This is a genomic window from Mycoplasmopsis maculosa, assembly GCF_900660665.1.
GTDB lineage: Bacteria > Bacillota_I > Bacilli_A > Mycoplasmatales > Metamycoplasmataceae > Mycoplasmopsis > Mycoplasmopsis maculosa.
In genome coordinates this window covers 670,808-687,484 of the sequence record NZ_LR215037.1, presented here as the reverse complement: position 1 = coordinate 687,484, position 16,677 = coordinate 670,808, and the positions used below count along the sequence as shown (strand labels likewise).

10 protein-coding genes are annotated in these 16,677 nt (G+C 26.0%); 3 read left to right on the top strand and 7 right to left on the bottom strand.

The annotated features are described in order from the left end of the window. Nucleotides 1-26 precede the first annotated feature (26 nt). Genes EXC47_RS02825 through EXC47_RS02815 form a run of 3 tightly spaced genes read left to right on the top strand, consistent with a single transcriptional unit; the run spans nt 27 to nt 2,164 of the window. Nucleotides 27-386, top strand: a complete 360-nt coding sequence (locus EXC47_RS02825) for an MG284/MPN403 family protein (RefSeq protein WP_129646942.1) — start codon at nt 27-29, stop codon at nt 384-386. Beyond that, nucleotides 364-1,743: an MHO_1580 family protein gene (locus EXC47_RS02820; protein WP_129646940.1), complete on the top strand. Its 1,380-nt coding sequence runs from the start codon at nt 364-366 to the stop codon at nt 1,741-1,743. Before EXC47_RS02825 ends, EXC47_RS02820 begins: the two co-directional genes overlap by 23 nt. Then, on the top strand, nt 1,736-2,164 hold the full coding sequence (locus EXC47_RS02815) for an MHO_1590 family protein (RefSeq protein ID WP_129646938.1): 429 nt from the start codon (nt 1,736-1,738) through the stop codon (nt 2,162-2,164). The genes EXC47_RS02820 and EXC47_RS02815 overlap by 8 nt, the downstream gene beginning before the upstream one ends. A gap of 115 nt (nt 2,165-2,279) precedes the next feature. On the opposite strand, the gene EXC47_RS02810 is transcribed toward EXC47_RS02815, so the two are convergent. The 7 genes from EXC47_RS02810 to EXC47_RS02780 form a co-directional block, all read right to left on the bottom strand. Continuing rightward, nucleotides 2,280-3,602, bottom strand: a complete 1,323-nt coding sequence (locus tag EXC47_RS02810; RefSeq protein WP_129647284.1) for an ABC transporter ATP-binding protein — start codon at nt 3,600-3,602, stop codon at nt 2,280-2,282. After that, entirely contained in the window at nt 3,595-5,109 is a 1,515-nt protein-coding gene (locus EXC47_RS02805) for an ABC transporter ATP-binding protein (protein WP_129646936.1), read from the bottom strand. Before EXC47_RS02805 ends, EXC47_RS02810 begins: the two co-directional genes overlap by 8 nt. Nucleotides 5,110-5,117: 8 nt before the next feature. Beyond that, a complete protein-coding gene (locus EXC47_RS02800) occupies nt 5,118-6,128 on the bottom strand; it encodes an ABC transporter permease (protein WP_129646934.1) in 1,011 nt (336 codons plus the stop codon). 4 nt (nt 6,129-6,132) lie between these two features. Next, nucleotides 6,133-7,218, bottom strand: coding sequence for an ABC transporter permease (locus EXC47_RS02795; protein ID WP_129646930.1), 1,086 nt, complete (start codon nt 7,216-7,218; stop codon nt 6,133-6,135). Nucleotides 7,219-7,222: 4 nt separating this feature from the next. Then, nucleotides 7,223-10,129: an ABC transporter substrate-binding protein gene (locus EXC47_RS02790; protein ID WP_129646929.1), complete on the bottom strand. Its 2,907-nt coding sequence runs from the start codon at nt 10,127-10,129 to the stop codon at nt 7,223-7,225. A gap of 8 nt (nt 10,130-10,137) precedes the next feature. Further along, entirely contained in the window at nt 10,138-11,196 is a 1,059-nt protein-coding gene (locus tag EXC47_RS02785) for a hypothetical protein (RefSeq protein ID WP_129646928.1), read from the bottom strand. A 177-nt stretch (nt 11,197-11,373) separates the two neighbouring features. Further along, nucleotides 11,374-16,314, bottom strand: coding sequence for a rhoptry family protein (locus tag EXC47_RS02780; protein ID WP_129646926.1), 4,941 nt, complete (start codon nt 16,312-16,314; stop codon nt 11,374-11,376). Nucleotides 16,315-16,677: the final 363 nt, after the last annotated feature.

Below are 16,677 nucleotides of genomic sequence, written 5' to 3'. Positions count from 1 at the left end.
AAGTATATGTAATTGAAAGGAGAAAAATGAATATTACTTATGAAAATTACTTTAATAGCAATATAAATTCAAAAGAAAAAGCAAAAATAATAAAATCATTGTGTGTATTAGAAAAAATTAATTCTAAAATAATTAATGATTATAAGCAGCACAATAAAAATATTTTAAATTTATTAAAAAGAAAAAAACCTGCATTTAGAATTTACAATATTCTTGCTGCCATGAAACCTATTTATGCAAAAATAATTGAGAATGATTTTATTCAAGAAAAAGAAAATAAATGATACAACAAAGAAATGAAAAAAAGCACATATTACAGAAACAAGAACTTAGCAATGGATGAGTTTCTATTTTTATATATAAATGCTGGATACAACTTTAATTAATAACCAACAAAATAATAATGTTGTGCATTTAGAAAGATATAAATATCATCCAAGAATTGAATCAAACATGAAAAAACCCTCTAAGCAACTTTCTGACTGATACGGTAATAATTATAATTTTAAAAGATTGTCTAGAGGCGCTATTGAAGTAAAAAGATATTTTAATGAAGATAACTTTTTATTAAGAATTTGATATTTTGAACCAGAACACGTTTTGGATCAGCATAGAAATGAAAATGTTTTAGCTATTAATAAAAAGCTAATTGACCCTGTATTAGTAAAAAACAAAACTTTAATAGCTAAACAAAATATCGGAGACGCAAGAAAAATTTGAGGGGATAGGTATTCTTTTAATGATATTGCGGAAAGTTATAGATTGCCTAAAATTTATTATAAAAGCCTCACTCTTACATCACAAGAACTGGGTTTAAAATGAAATGACATAAAAAGCATTACCTATACATTTGATACCAGCATGAGACAAACATATGTAGGGCCACATTATTGACAAATTAAACGATTAGAATTGCCAGCTACAAAAGATTTTGAAATTAATACAAATTCAAATAATATAAAAGTTTATATACCTGAATACTATAAGTGAGAATTCAGCGAAAGCAGTGAAATACCAATAAACGAAACGATAAAGAATTTTGAATTTGATTTATCTTTTAAGGAATGAAATACTTTTGACAAAACAAATAAAATAATTCATATTGATGGCTTTTCAAGTAATTATGAGCCAATAAAGTGGAGTAAAAAAAATTATAATTCTACCGCAGAATATGATTCTAATTTCGAAACCACTTATAGAATTCATAAATTAAACAATGAACGTTTCAACTTAAAACAATCTTTACCATTATATGGAATTTTTGATTTCAATACTAACTTTGATTCAATGATTAATAAAAATTTAGTAAATAAACAAATAAAAAATATTTATGCAGAAGGTATTGAAGAAAGAGAAATTTATTATGATTCATATAACCATTATAACTATAAAAAAGGTTTATTAGAAAATAGTGAATTTAAATTAGAAAAAGGAATAAATATTCCTTACAATTTTTATGGTAACTTAATAAAAACATTTGTTTTTAAATTTTATGATATTGATAATGCAAATAATAATGATTTTTTAAACTTAAAAATAAATGTTTCTTCAAAAGTTGATAAACCCATATTAGATCCTGTGTATGGATGAATAAAGCTAAATATATATGAAAAAAATAATATTGATGAAAATGACATATTCAAGTATGTATTTGAATTAGAAGATTTAGAAAAATTATCTAAATTAGAAAAAGAATTTGATGATAAATTCTTAGAAAATTACTTGGAGATAAATAATGAATAAAAAAGCTGTTTTTATACCATTAGGAATTATTTGTGGAGCCGCTGCTATAGCTACACCTATAATTGTTGTTTCAATGAAAAAAAGTGAAAATGAAGTAAAACCAATAAATGAAATTAGCAATAAAATTGAATATAATGATTCCGAAAAATCTTTTTTTCCTAAACTAGATGTTCAAGATTTTTATAAATATGTAAATATTGAAAATAAAGTTGCAAAATTTAATAAAAAAATAATAGGTGAAATAATAAAAACAGTTTTTAAAAAAATGATTTTATCAAGTGAAAAAATTAAATTTAATTATAGGCTAAATAATGATGAAAATAAATTAGACATTATTTTTATGACAAAAAATGGTGAAAAAGATGTTTATAAAAAATATATTTTTAAAATAGATGATGAAGAATTAAAAATTGATGAATAAAAAAAATTTATTTATAAAATTCCTATTTACATTTTTGCTGTAAATAGGTTTTTTATTTTTAAAATAAAAAACGTAACTGTCTTACAACAATTACACTTTTATACAAATTATAATTTTAAGATAAAGATTTTATTTTTTTATAATTTTCAATTTCTTTGTCAGATGCTAAAACAAAATGTTTCTTACCTACGTTTTGTCATTTAGGCTGATTATTTTCATCATAATTATGCATAGTTGGATTATATTCTGATCCCAATAAAGAACCTTTTTCATTTTCAATTGAAGGAACAGCCTCCAACAAACTTTTTGTATATGGATGATATGGATTATTAATAATTTCTTCAGTAGGCCCTACTTCAAGTAGTACACCTTTATTAATAACTGCAATCCTATCAGATATATATTCAACCATTCTTAAATCATGTGCTATAAACAAAATAGTTAAATGATATTTTTCTTTTAATTCATTAAAAATATTTATAACTTGAGCTTGAATAGAAACGTCAAGTGCACTTATCGGTTCATCAGCTATCAATAACTTTGGTTGTAAAACAACTGAACGACATATTCCTAAACGTTGTTGCTGTCCGCCAGAAAATTCTAATGGAAAGCGTCCTAAAATTGAATCATCTAAGCCGACTTGTTTTAACATATCAATAATTAATAATTTTTTACATTGTTTTTCGCTATATTTAGAAATATTATCTCTTTCTATTTTAGCTTGCAATAACTTTTCTAAAATTGGGTTATAAATTTCTTTATTTGTTTCAGCTCTTTTTTCAATTATTGAAATAAAATTTTTAAAAACCAATTCATATGACGAATCAATATTTTTTATTAATTCTCTAAAATTTTTAGTTGGTTGAGAATATAATGAATTTGTTGAATCTAACTTATTTATAGTTTCATTAGCTTCAACAAAATAACTTTCATCAAATGATGTTAAATAAATAAATTTAGAATTATTTGTGTTTGTTAAACCTTCACCAACAACTTCTTCAACATTTTTAAATGGGTTTAATGAGTTTGTAGGGTCCTGAAAAATCATTTGTACTTTATTAACCATAAAGTTAATTAATTCTTTGTACTTTTTGCCTCATTTAAATCCTTTTTCAAGATTTTTCGGAATTATTCTATCTAAAATTTTAATATATCCGAATGAATGCGGAGTTAATCCTATTATAGCTCTACCGGTTGTACTTTTTCCACTCCCTGATTCTCCTACCAAACCTAAAACTTCACCATCATATATATTTAAATTTAAATCTTTTATAGCTTTAAAACTGTTTGAAGCATTGCCGTATGTTATATCTAAATTTCTAATTTCTACAATTGATTCTTTTTCAGGATATGCATTTAACATTTCATCTGTTCCAGGAACTATTTCACGATATTGAATTTTTCCATATTTGCCTTTTTCAATATAGTATTTACTCATATTTAGTTCCTTTCTTTTTTGTCTTTTCATCCTCTTGTCTTTTTGAAATTATTTCATTTCTTTCATTAATTAAAGAATCTACTAAATTATTATGTTCGTCTGCTAATTTTTGAAAATTGTTAAAAGTTTCTTCATCTACAAAATAATTATTTTGACCGTATATAGAATCTAATTTCATATTATATTTTTTTCATAAATTAGCAATTATTTTTGGTGGATTATATTTTGGAGCATTTTCACTTAATAAATTACTTTTTACATAATGTGTAGGTGAAATTTGATAAAAAGGAGGTTCTTCTTCAAAATCGATACCTAATGCATAATCGTTCCGAACTGCAAAAGCATCTCCTTTTATTGCATTTAAATTTGAAGGCACTGCACCTCTAATAACTTGAAGTTTTGATCCTTTATTAAAATCTGGCATAGAAACAATTAAACCTCATGTATATGGGTGTTGTGGATTTAATAAAATTTCTTCTTTTGTACCAGTTTCTATTATTTGTCCTGCATACATAATATTTATAAAATCACTAATAGAAGCAACAACACCTAAATCATGAGTAATAAATGCTATTGCTATATTAAATTTTTCTTGAAGTTCTCTAATAATATCAAGAACTAACGCTTGAACTGTTGGATCTAATGCTGTTGTAGGTTCATCCATAACTAAAATTTTTGGTTTAAGTGAAACAATAGCTGCAATTGCAATACGTTGAATCATACCTCCAGAAAGTTCATGTGGGTATGCTTTCATAACTTTCTCTGGATTGTTAATTTTTGTCAATGTTAAGTATTTTATAGCTTCATCATAAGCTTCTTTTTTATTTTTAACAAGCTTATTAACGAGCATACCTTCCATTATTTGTTTTCCAACTTTCATAGTAGGGTCAAGTATGGACATAGGATTTTGAAAAACTGCTGATACAATTCTTCCTCTTAGCTTAGTTTTTTCTCAATTAAAATCTGTAAAATTATGCACCTCTAAACCATAAAGTTTTATAGACCCACTTTCAATTATTGAGTTAGCACCAGTTAAACCATAAAGTAAAGAAGTTATAACTGATTTTCCTGAACCTGATTCACCAATCAAAGCATGAACTTTACCTTCATAAATTTTTAAAGAAGGTCCTCTCAAAACTAAATTTTTCTCTTTTGGATTAGCTGGATTTCTAAAAGTTAAGTATATATCTTTTATTTCAGCAGCTACATTTGTCATTTCACCAAATACCATTTCTTGTTTAGTTCCTTCAAAAACGTCAACAATTGGTTCTTCGATTTTATTTTTTCTAAATAAATTTATAAATCACTTAAAAACTGTTTTTGTTTTTCTTCCAAAATCAATTCAAAAATCTTTAAAAGCTCTTAAAAATCCTTTTTTAGAGTCATTTTTTATTTCTAATAAGTCTAATGGTTCTGGTTTATTTTTATATAAGATATGTTTTTTAAATTTTTTAGTATAACCGTATGTATTTAACAAATTATTTGATTTAATCTTGTTATTTTTCATAATTTAACCTATCTTTGTCTTAATAAACTATCTTGAACAGCATTAGCCATTAATTGAATTGATGTTGTCACTAAAATTAATATAAATGATGGAATTAAAACATATCTTGGGTAAGTAGTAAATATTTTTGAACCTTCGCTAATTAAATTTCCTAATGTTGGTTCATTAGGAATACTCAAACCTATGAACGCTAAGGATGTTTCACTTAAAATAATCCCAGGGATATGAAAGACTATTTCTGTAATTAATAAAGGAATTAAAACTGGTAAATAATTAGCAAGTATTTTATATGTTGGAGTCCCTAATATTTTTGAAGCACTAACTCATTCAAATGATTTAGCTCTTAAAACTTGTGAACGCATTTGGTTTGCTATACCTGCTCATGAAGTAAATGATAAAGCAAATACCATTACCATAAATGTTGGTCTTAAAATAATAGTTATAACAATAAGAATTATTATTGATGGAACATTTGAAATTATCTTTATAATAAAGGTCATTATTTTATCAAATATTCTAAAATGCCCCATCATAATTCCAATAACTAGACCAACTGCAACTTGAATAAATGTTGCCACGAAACTAAGTGCAAGAGAGAATCTGAGGCCATATCATAATCTAGCTCAAATATCTCTACCAACACTATCAGTTCCTAATATATGTCCTTGCGTAAAGAAAGTATAATATCTTTCATCAACGTTAACTAATTTAGGATTATATTTAGTAACTAATGGAATTATTATGGCTAGTATAACAATTAATAATAATGTTACAAAGCCAAATACACCCGCAAAAGATCTACTAAAACGATAGAAAAATTCAACAAATGCATTTTGTCTTTTTTTCATTCTGCTTGTTTCATGAAATTCTAATAAATTACCTATCATTTCCCATCTTTTATATTGTAAAGGCTGTAAGAAAGGATTAGGAGCAATTGACTTACCTAGCTCATTTGTAGGGCTCTGAGTTCTTTTTTTAACTCTATCATTATGATTTTTGAATCATTCTTTAACACCCATAAAATTAACCTCTCTTTCTTACACGTGGATCAATAGCTACATATAATGCGTCACGCATTGTATATGAAAGTATTGTAATTAATGAGAATAGTGTAACCATAAATAAAATAATATTGTAATCCTTTGATGTGATAGCGTTTAATAGTAATCCACCACTTCCTGTAATAAAGAATATTTGTTCTATAAATAATGAACCAATAAAGCTACCAAATATTACAACTGGGAAAAATGTTGCTATTGGAAATAAAGCAGGTTTTAACGCATGAGTTCAAACGAAACGACGTTTTGAAACACCTTTAAGATAACAAAATTTTGAATGTTGAGAATTTAACTCTCTATTTAATTCAGTTCTAATATATTTAATATAAACAATAATAGAACCTAAACTTAATGCCAATCCAGGCAAAATATAAGATGCAATGTCTTTTTCATTAAATAAATAAGGTAATTTTACATATCTGCCTATTAAAACAAGTCATAAAGCAAATATTAAAGAAGGTATAGAAGAAAACACTGAAACAACAAGTGTAGCTATATGATCTGGCAATTTATCTGGATTCATACCAACATATACACCTAATGGAATACCGATAAGTAGCGTTAGTGCAACTGAAAATATTCCTATTAAAAAACTTTTATAAAATCTTATTCAAACAAAATCATTAATGTTTTTTCCTGGAAACACACTAAGCGATACACCAAAATCAAATTTAATAATGTTGCCTAAGTAATAAAAATATCTAATATAAAGTGGTTTATCTAATCCATATTTTTCTGCAACTGCCTTAGCTGCCGCTTCGTCTAAACCTGAAGTTAAACCAGTTGATCCGGGAACAGAATTTATTAAAAAGAATGTTATAGTTACAACAATAAAAGCAATTAAAAGAAATTCACCTAAAATTAAAAATGTTCTTAATAAACCTTTTGATAAAGGACTAGTAGGTCTAAAAAAAGATTTAAAAGTTTTTTTCTTAGTTTCTTTTTTATATCTAAAATCAATAGATGATGGATTTTCTTCTATTTTTTTATAATGTTGAATTTCAACTAAATCATCTATGAAATAGTTATTTTTATTATTATTTTCTTTCATAATATTATTGTCCTTTTATTTGAGTAGGTAAATTTGGCTTAGGTGGATTGATTGTATCGTATGCAAATTGCAATGAGTAAGTAAACAAACTATCTGTACCGTTAACACGAGATATTTCTCAAAATGTATCAACTTCCATCAATGGAATTACCGGTGCTCCATCTCTAACTATTTTTTCTAATGCTGCGATAATAGCAAACGCATTTTGTTCTGTTCATCCTTCTTTTATTTCTGATTGAGTAAAGTTATTAGAAAAGAATCTTAAGTATCTTTCTGAAAATTCATTATCATTTTCTATTCTTTCTGCCTTTAATTCTTTATCATAAACTTTTTTGCCTTTAAATACAAGTTCAAGTATTTTGTTTCATACCTTAAGATCAATTCTCAATCTTTTTCTTGTTTCATCAGCTTTTAAATTATTTGAGCTAGTAATTATTCCATTCTCATCAATTTTATAGCCTAATTCTTCAAAATAATTAGCATAAACTCAAGATCCTGCAGGGTTATTTCTAAAACCTGTATTTTTTTGATTTTTAGTATCTATTTCATCTGTTTTAAAAAATACTCTTACATAAGAATAAGCATCTGTTCCAAATGCATCAAAGTTTTTATACAAGATATCATACTCACCTTTAGTTCTAAAATCTTCATAGACATTCTCTGGTAAACTTTTTATTTCTATGTTAACAAAATCACCAAAAGCTTTAGCCATAAAATCTTGCAATGCTATACCTGCATGTTGCTGTTCATCTGAAGAGTTTGAAATATATTTTAAATCTACTTTTTTAATATCAGGATTAGATTTTTTAAATAACTCTAAATATCCTCTAGCAATTTCCAAATCAAAGGCTTTATCTGTTCTATCAACATGTTCAAAATTATAGTTTTTAGATAAATGGTCTAAGTGAGTGTAATTTTGAATTGGAAACTCTTTATCATTTATTTTAGTTTTCATAACTTCATGATCAAAAGCAATTTCTATTGGATCACCAAAAGCAGAAGCGCCTTGACCAAAAGCCGTTCATGTTATAACAGGATATGATGAATTTCATCCTACTATATTTAACATTTCATTTCTATTAATAGCATAATAAATAGCATTTCTAAGGTTTGAATCTTGTAATGGTGATTTGCTATTGGTTTCCTTATCTAAATTAAATGCTAAAGCAATAGTCCCGAAACCAGCAGATTTTCTCATATATTTTCTTTTTTCTGGATCAACTCAGTAATTTAATTGTTGTACAGCAGGTATCCTTGTTGATGCTATAAATTTATCATCATATAATGTTGCATTTAAATTTGGATCTGAACTAAATAGGATTTTAATTTTATTACTTGATGTTTTATCTGAAGAATAATATTGAACATTCTTATTTAAAATAACATAGCCTTGTGGACCTAATTCAATATCTTCTATGTTAAACGCACCATTTGTCAAAAATTTGCTTTTGTCTAAACCAAAATCTGCGATACCACCATTTAACTCTACAAATTTTCTGTTTATAGGAATTAAATTAGAGTTTAAATCAGACACAGCGTTAGAAAGTGATGTTGGTTGATAAGATTGATACTCTACTCTTAATGAATATTCGTCAAGTGCAAATAATCTATTATGTCTATAATGTTTTGGATTTAAATTATTTGTAAATTCATTGTCTAATGTATTACCTCTATATAATGAATTTACTGCAACATTATATTCTTCCTCTTTCTCTTTTGAATAAGAAACAGTCATTCTTGTTTTTAATTTTTTAGCATCTCTTGTTAAATTTTTAAATAATTCTGAAAATGTTTGTCTTGGGTCTGAATATAAATATTTTTTTATTTTAACAGCAATTCTTTGAGGTATTGACTTAAGTTCTGCTTCAGAATATTTTGAAAGTGAATATTCAGGGTTTTTTAACATAATTACTGTTTCATTATCATTTTCATTAAAATCAGGAGAATATGGTATTGCTTCTAAAATTTCTCTATTTGAGTGATTTCAATATAACCTGCCAGAAAATAATCCTAATCCTAAAGCTGATTTTTTTAATTTATTTAACAATTCTTTTTCTTTGTTTTTTAAATTTTCAATAGAAGAAGAATCAATTGGTAAATTATTTTCTTTTCTATATTTTATAATATCTTCTATTTGTGAAGCAAAAGGTTTGTAATTTTCATTAAAAACATCATAATAAGAATTACCGTTTTTATCTAATTTAACTTCTGGATAGGCAAATGGGTTCTTATATGATATACCAAATTCTTTAATATATTCATGTTGAGCTTCAATTAATTCTTCTGCTTGTTCGAACTTTCTTTGTAAAATAGAAGTAAGTTTTTGACTACCTGTTGATAAATCTAAAATATAATGCATAGCATCTATATAATCATCAGCGGTAACCGGATCATTATTGCTTCATTTACTTTCACCATTATTTAATAATAAATTCATACTTTGTATTCTATTATTAAGCATAATTACACTTACTGGTTGATACTCTGAGCTGTCGCTACTTAATGTACCTGTAGTAGAACCGAATTGATCTAAAGGATAAAATCTAGTTGTTACAGTTGTTGGAGCAGAATTATTTTGTATATATTTATCCAAAGATGTAACACCTAATCTTTCTTCTTTTTCATCAAGAACTTCGCTATTAACATAAGCACCCATAGGTATTTCTGGTAAGCTTAATATTCTTTTTAATGCTTCATTTGGACCTGATTTTAATGGAGACTCCACTAAAGAAGGCAATATTCTATTAACTGAAGAAAATTTAATATAGTTTAAAGAGTTAATAGGCTCACTAACTAATCCTAAATCATAATTTTGTGACGTGTGAAAATTAGTTGAACAAGAAATAGCTACTATCGGAATAGTAGTACTTGTTATTGAACTTAATAAAATAATTTTATTTTTCTTATTCATTTTTCTCCTTAACCAACATTTACACCATTGAATTGGTCAAAAATAACCATTTCTATTGTTTCTTTTATATTTCCATCTTTGTCTTTTGTTATGACTTTTTCAATTTTTGTAGGAGCTTGTGAGAAAGTCTTACCATTTTCAGAAACAGATTCATAATCTCCTAAATCTATTTCAGCAATTCTTTCTTTTCCACTTTCATCAGAAGCAAAATACATTTCATATCTCTTACCATGTAATCCAGGTTTTAATAAATTATCTCTATATCTTGACATAACTTCATAATTTGTTACTCATGAAACGAAACCTTCTCCTTTATGATGACCATTCTTATCTGTATAATCATATTTCTCTTCAGCAAGAGTATGTCTTACAGATGTATCACCATTATTAAACTTAATTTCATTTTCTAAATCTTGAGTTTTATAGTAGAACATATTATTTGTGTTTTGTTTTTTAATTGCAATAGTTTTAATTTCACCGTTGTCTTTATCTTTAAAGGCTATAAAATTAGCTTTTTCGGCAATATCTTTAGTTAAATAACCAAACATTGCAATAGCATCTTTATCTTGATCTCTTCAAATTCCAGAAACATTTCTTTTTCCTACACCTTGACTTTGAATGTAGTAATTTCAGTAAGCTTCTACTCTATCTTTTGCAACATTGCCTTCTAAATTTTTAATTCTTATTGTATCATCAACAATTGGCATTCCGTTATCATCATATAATTTAAAATCTAAAAATTCACGATATCATCTATCTCTAAATCAACCGTTATTTATTGATTGGAATTGACCAAAGTAATTATTTGAATAATTCATCGCATCATTAAAATCATTTTCAACCGCAAACATATTTCTTGAATATTTTAAATTAAGATTTTTAGCTCTTCTGCTTGCTTCTTGGTCAAAAATTCTTTCATATTCTAGAATAGAATTTCTTATACCATTTCTATTATTTTGATCATTAAATCTTATTGCTTTATTCAATCATTTTTCAGTTGTAGTACCGTCAACTATATATTCTAATCCTGTGTTTGCTTCACTTATTCCTGATAAGAAATTAGGCATATTGCCAAATTCATGAATTGATGGACTATATGTTATTTGTAAGTTATCACGGTTAATTACTTCAGCAAAACTATAAGTATAATCTGAGAAGAATTCATTGTAATTACGTTCATTTTTCGTTCTGAAATAGTCTCTAACGTTTGTAGAAGGGCTTGTTTCAAATGTACCTGTGAATAATTAACTAAATATGCTTAACAAATCAAATTTTCTAAGAGAAACATTTATGAATGTTTGATCTGAATAACCTTGTATTTTACTATCAAATATTAAAGTATCATATAGGTTTAAACTTGATAATGAGCTTTCAAATTTTTCAGCTAATTTTTCATATGCTGAAATTATTCCATCTGTTGAAATTTGTCATTCTTCTGGATTATGATTTTCAATTCTAAATGATTCTTTCTTGAACTCTCCGTATCCTAATTTTGCATCAAAAATTCATGCATAATCAGGATTATCTTTAATATCTTGAATTGTTATATTACTTGTATACATTGCATAATCAGTCAAGCTAAATCTTTTCATTATTTCGTTTGCTCATAATTGATTTGTTGTATCTTTATTTGCTTCTTTAAAAAATTCTAAATAAGCATTATAAACTTCTTCATCATTATTTCTTAGTTTTACTAAAACATTTGACTCAAAGTTATTTTTGAATTCTTCAATATCAACTTTTGAAGAAACATAATCAATATTTCAGTCAATAGTTTTTGTATTTGAATTGTATCTTGCTTTTCTTAAATCAACAGTAACAAAATCTAATCAATCATTATAATTATCAAATGATATTTCCCCAGCTTTACGATTATTTTTATCTTTTATATAACCAAATAAACCACTTATAGCATTTGAGTCCTCATTTGCAAGTCTATCATTATAATTTATTGACAATTTAGCTAAGTTATCATATTCATAATTATTAAACGCTGTACCATTTATATCGTTGTTTCGAGAATCCTTCATCAATCAGATCACATTTGCATTTGTTCTATTTGAAATAAATTGCGGAGTGTATGATGCCATTCATCTTAAATTTCTTTTTATTTCAAATCTACGTATTAAATTTTCTCCAATACTATCGTTAAAAAACATTTGACCAAAAGCTTTTGTGTTATTTACATTTGGTAAATATTGATGTTCTTTATCTATAAATAATATTTGCCCTTCACCACCACTCATTACATTATTAAATTTATTACCTGAGCTGAAAATTGTACTAATAACATTTCCAAAAGATAATTCATTATTTTGTGAAACAATACGAGGGTTTGCATAAATTAATGAGCTCGGAACAGTTTGTGTAAATTCAGTAGTATTTAATGTTCCATCGTTATTATAATATTTCATTAAATTATTACGTGGACCGCCATTATATTGACCTGCTTCAGGATCTCTATTTTTTACATAATCTTTATATATATTAAAGAATAAATCTGCTATGGTTGAAGGAGCTGCATTACCGAATGTTGATCTTAAAGCCCCAAAATCAATATTAATTCTAGGTTCAACAGAAAGATTTGTTGTTGAATTATCTCATCCATTTATTGTATATCTTTCAACAATTAATGATTGTATAGCTCTTGTTATTCTATCTATAGTTGAATTTACATATTGAACTGCATTTGCATCATAATTAGGATTATTTTGATCATCTAATCTGACATTTAAAGGAACATTTATAACCGGTGAGCCGTTTTTATTTTTCATTAAAACTTCTCTAATCAAAATATATTGTCCTTCTGAATTACGTTCACCATCAACAACTTTAGGCAAAAATCTTACTTCATTATCTTGTACTTGTTCTTCAAAAACAACTTTATTACCGGCACCATCTTTTAAAACACCATCAAGCATTCTAATTGAAGCATCTTTATATACATATTTGCCATTTTCTTTAACCATATATTTAGCTGTACCGCTCATTGATGGGTTCAGTGTCGCACTAAAGTTATCAACTGCATTTAAAATTCAAAGATCAAATGGCTGTAATCATTTTTCATCATCTTTTGCAACTAATCCATTCGCCTCTCTTCTTGCCTTAACAGCTTCTAATAATCCAGAAAAGTTTTGTAAGAAACGACGTTTTTTATTTTTTAATGCTTCTCTTAAACTTTGATCATTTAAGTCAACCCCTCAAATATCTTTTTCAGATTCCAATGATTTAACAAGGGTTTCCACTTTATCTTCGTAACTTATTGAATCATTTTCTTTTTTAGCAAAATAGAATTCAGGATATTCACCATAATCTCTTAAAACACCAAATTGATCTAATAAACGCTTAGCGCCCATTTTTACATGAGTACGAGCATCTAAATATAACTCTACAACATCTCTAGAATAGTAATTATTTATATTAGGAGTTCCATTAGGAGTTAAAGCACTAATAAAGATTGGCTTATTTCCTTTATTTCCTAAATCTTGTGCTCCATTAAGTGTCATATGATGACCATATTCATGTGCACCAACAAATTTTAAAAAGTCTGTTGAAATACCTTTGAAATTAGGATCTGACATTTTTAATATTGCTCATAAACCTACACGACTATCTTTACTAAAACCTAGATAAGGACCATTTTCTATTGAATAAACAAATTCACCATTTTCATCAAGTTTTTTAACGATGTGTTCGCCATTCAATCATTCGCCCGCATAAGGGACTTCTTCTAATAAGTTGCTTGTTAGATTTTCATAAGCATCTGCAAAAACATCATATCCTTTTTCACTTAAACCTGTTTCACTATTTAATATATTTCCTGATTCTTTAATTAAAGTAGGAGAAACTAATTTTTTATAGCCTAATTCTGAGAATATTTCATTTATTGCAGAAACTCTTTTATCTGAAATATTTGCATCAATATTAACTTTAATAAACTTATTTGAATATCCTCTTAATGAAGGAGTTATATAGTCAGGACTATACGCTGCATTTGAAGTTTTCGATCTTTCTCTAAAGGTTAAAGTTAAAACACTATTATCTTTTGTTATATTGGTTAAATTAACTTTATAAATCAAATTATTTATTTCTTCATCTGTTGCATTTGCCTTTAAAATACCTTTTTTCGTTAATTCGTCAATAAGTTTAATTCTAGATTTCGAAATGTGTATTTCCTCAGAATTTAATAAATCAAATCCTTTTTCTGTTAATAAAGCATTTTCTAAAGTTTGTCTATTTATTTCATTTATTCTTGAATTTATTAAAAGGTTTGATGAATCATCAACTGCTTTATTATAAATATTTAATAATCTTTTATCTAAATCATAACTACTAATATTTATATTAAAATATTCCCTAAATTCAGATAGTTTTTCTTTTGCTCTATTTAAACTTGTATTTATATTATTTTCTCTTGTAATAAATGTATCAACTGTTGCGTTAAATAAGCTTCTAATATCGTTTGTACTTGTGAATGTGTTTCTATCATATTTAACATATTCACCTGTATAACGTTCTAAACCTTTTATTATTTCAGTTATTTTTTCAAGAGATTTTATTTTTTCTTGTTCTTTTGATTTTTGAGCCTCTAAATCAGCTATTTTAGCTTCTTTTTCATCTCTTTTTGAAGGATCTAAATTCAAGAATAGTCTTTCGCTCTCAATTTCAGCATCAATTTCTGATATTTTTTTATTAACTTCAGAAATAAGTTTTCCTTTATCATTTATAGACTCAAATGTAACAACTGGTAATAAAATTCTTGTAAGTTTTTCCTCTTCTTTATTATATCTTTCTCATGCATCGTGAACTAATAATGCTAATAATGAGTTGATATACCCACCTCTAGCGTCTTCACTTACTATTAACGCCAATTCTTGAGATATATTATTTAATCTTGATTTATATACATCTAATAATTCTGATTGTATATGTTCTTTTGCTAATTCTTTGTCAAAATTTGTTATTGCATTATTTATATTTTTAATTTGTTCAGAAATAGAAGCATTATTTTTATCAGCTTCATTAAGTTGCGCAAAAACAGACAATACTTTATTATTAAAGTCTTCTTTTAATTCATCAATAAATTTACTTTTTAATGGCGCAGTTTGTTTATAAGCATTAGCTAGTTTATCTACAATTAATAAAACAGAATCATGAATTGTTGAAATTTGATCTCTGATATTTTTAGGTCTTTTAATATTATCAAAATATTCTACAGTAGTAACTAAAACATTCTTTTCATCATTTGAAAAGTTTGTTTGCTTTAATATATCATTTATTGCATTTCTTCTATCAATAGAAGAACTGTTTTCTCCTAAAAGACCTTGTACTCTAAGTGTTACATAAAATAATGAATATTTGTAGTCATTTGAAAAGTTGTCAACAACTTTTTCAAATTCTTCTAATTTCTGATTTAATTCATTAAAAGCTTCTTCAAAACCTGAAGATTTATCAATTTCTTTTATTTCATCTAAAGATTTATTTAACTTAGATTTTGTATCTTTTAAAGAATCTAAATTTTCTCTTGCTTTCTTAACAACTAAATCATTATTTAAGAATGTAGAAATTGTTTCTTCTAGTTCTTTCATTTTCTTTTCTGCATCACTTAAAATAGCTAAACTATTATCTAATTCAGCTGGATATAAATGGTTAAATAAATTATTGTATTCATTTTGTTTTTCAGAAAAACTTTCTAAAATAGAAACGTTTTCTTTAACTTTTTGCAATTGATTTTGTAACTCAGAATTAGTTTGAATTTTCTCAAATGAAGTTTTTTGAGCTTTTAAACTTTCTAATTCAATTTGTGCTACTTGTTCAAGTCTTAAAGCATCTCCATAATTAGTTTGAATTGAATTATAAGTTTCATAAAGAGTATGAACTGAAAGTCTATATTTTGTTGTAATTGTTTGATTATTTGTATCTATTAAATTTTTAATTTGAGAAACTATTCTGCCAACAAAAGGAGGGAATGGATTTGATTGTGTATTATTTAAAAATTCTGCTAATTCACCTGAAATTCTAAAAAGTAAAACGTGAAAATCAGTAGCTGGTTTTTCTCCTCTATTTACTTCATCCAATAATGTTTGATATTGATTACTTTTTTCTTGGAAATATAAATAAAATACTCTTAATCTTTGTAAAAATCCTAATCTAGTTTGAATAGCTTGTGAAGCTTGATCAATCAAAGTAGATTGTTCATCCTTAACTTTTTCATCACTTGTTGAGTTATATACCTCTAAAGCTTTTTCAATGTCTTTTTGGAATTCTTTTATTCCTTTGAATTCAGCGTCTTGACTTCCATTTGTGTAAATATCTACAAATGTTTCATATCAACTAAATTCTGTTTGTCCTGCTTCATTTGTACTATTTTTTACAAATTCATCAAATCTAGCCTTTATTGGATTTGCTAAATTTAATATTGCTTCTTTTCTAGTTAAATCTCCATCTTCACTATGCGGGATATTTAATCTTTCTATTAAAGCTCTTAAAGCTTCATCTGATTTATTTTTTAACTCTTCTTTTGAGGTAGTAAATTTTTGTAATTCTGC